Source organism: Mesorhizobium sp. M0633 (assembly GCF_040320645.1).
GTDB lineage: Bacteria > Pseudomonadota > Alphaproteobacteria > Rhizobiales > Rhizobiaceae > Mesorhizobium.
Genome location: NZ_JAMYQC010000104.1, coordinates 1 through 1,754 on the forward strand (window position 1 = coordinate 1; position 1,754 = coordinate 1,754).

The 1,754-nt window shown below is 66.0% G+C and carries 2 protein-coding genes; both read right to left on the bottom strand.

Annotation, left to right across the window (positions count from 1 at the left end; translation table 11 throughout):
• A partial coding sequence (gene tnpC / locus NKI47_RS34795; RefSeq protein ID WP_352596335.1) for an IS66 family transposase occupies positions 1-1,451 on the bottom strand: 1,451 nt, incomplete at its 3' end.
• 66 nt (positions 1,452-1,517) lie between these two features.
• Positions 1,518-1,754 (bottom strand): IS66 family insertion sequence element accessory protein TnpB (gene tnpB, locus NKI47_RS34800; RefSeq protein WP_352596337.1); only part of this gene is annotated, 237 nt, incomplete at its 5' end.

Consider the following 1,754-nt stretch of genomic DNA (forward strand, 5'->3'; position numbering starts at 1 on the left):
GCGATGCCGCGCAGGGCTCGCTCGGCTGCATTGTTCGATAGGCAGATCCGCCCGTCGTCGAGGAACCGGGCGAAGGATGACCAGCGGCGCAGCATGTAGTTGAAGGCCTTGGTCAGATCATGTCCGCGCGAGAGCTTGTCGCGCGTCTCGATCATCCAGGTCTCGAGCTCCGCGACCAGCGGCAGGCTCCGCTCCTGGCGCACGGCGTGGCGTTGGGCCGGCGACAGGCCGTTGATCTCGCGCTCGATATCGAACAGGGCGTCGATGCGCTTCACGCCTTCAACCGCGAGCGGATAGACCAGGTTGGGCTTCTCGCCGTGCGCCTTCTTGCGCGCCGCCGCTTCGATATCGGCCAGCTCGAACACTTTGCGCCGGCTGTGGGCCCAGCAGCTGGCTTCCAGAATAGGCGCCGGCTGACGGGCCGCCGCATAGAGATCGCCATAACCGCCATAGGCATCGGCCTGCAGAATGCCGCTCCAGCCGGCGAGATGCGCCGCGGGATGTTCGCCTCGGCGATCGCGGGAATAATAGAACACCGCCGCCGGCGGATCGACATCGCCGAATGGTCGGTCATCACGCACATAGGTCCATAATCGGCCGGTATCGGTCTTGCCCTTGGCCAGGACCGGCACCGTCGTGTCGTCGCCGTGCAGACGTGAAGCGGCCAGCACATGGGCTTCGAGCCGCTTGAACAGCGGCATCAGCGCCGCGACGCCGGCGCCGACCTGGTCGGCGAGCGTCGACAGGCTGAGCGGCACGCCTTCGCGGGCATAGCGTTCAGCCTGGCGGTTGAGGGGCTGATGCTGGCCGAACTTCTCGAACAGGATCATCGCCAGCAGGCCGGGACCGGCCCAGCCGCGCGGGGTGGCGTGGAACGGCGCCGGAGCCTGGCTGATCGCCTCGCAGTCGCGGCAGGTGAACTTCTCCCGCACGTGCTGGATCACCTTCCATTGCCGCGGCACCACCTCCAGCGTCTCGGTGATATCCTCACCCAGCCTGCGCAGCCGATGACCGCCGCAGCAGTGGCAAGCGGTCGGCGCCGGCTCGACCACGCGTTCGCGCGGCAGGTGCTCGGGAAATGGCTGGCGCGCCGGTCGTTTGCGCACATAAGGCGCCACCTCGGTGGTCCGCGCCGCTGCCTGTTCGGCGGCGATCTCGTCTTCCGTTGCCGTGCTCTCGAGTTCCTCGAAGGTGAGTTCCATCTGGTCGTGCAGGCGGGCGGCACGTTCAGAACTTTGACCATGCAGCGCCCGCTGCAGCTTCCGGATCGTCAGATCCTGATGTGCGATCAGCGCCGCATCATCCGATGCCTTGGCCCTGGCGACCGCCAGTTCGGCCTCGACCAGCGCAGCGCGTGCGGCCTCGTCTTCGGCTCTGGCCAGCGCCGCGGTCAGCGCTGCTCTCAGCGCGCCAATATCGTCCGGAACAGCATCCTGGGCGGTGGCAACCATGCCCTGGAGTGAATCATAAAACGCGTCCGCTGACTCGCGGAAAATGGCGCAAACTCAAAGAAAAACTCAGCCCGCGCGCTGCGGTCGGAACGTGTGACGCGGGTTGCGCCAATCGATCCCGTCGAGCATGTAGGCGAGCTGCGCCGGTGATATGGAAACCGTGCCGTCCGCCGGCGACGGCCATAGAAACCGGCCCTTCTCGAGCCGTTTTGCATATAGCGACATGCCGAGCCCATCATGCCAGATAATCTTGATCAGGTTGCCGTTGCGGCCGCGGAAGACATAAAGATCGCCGGCATGCGG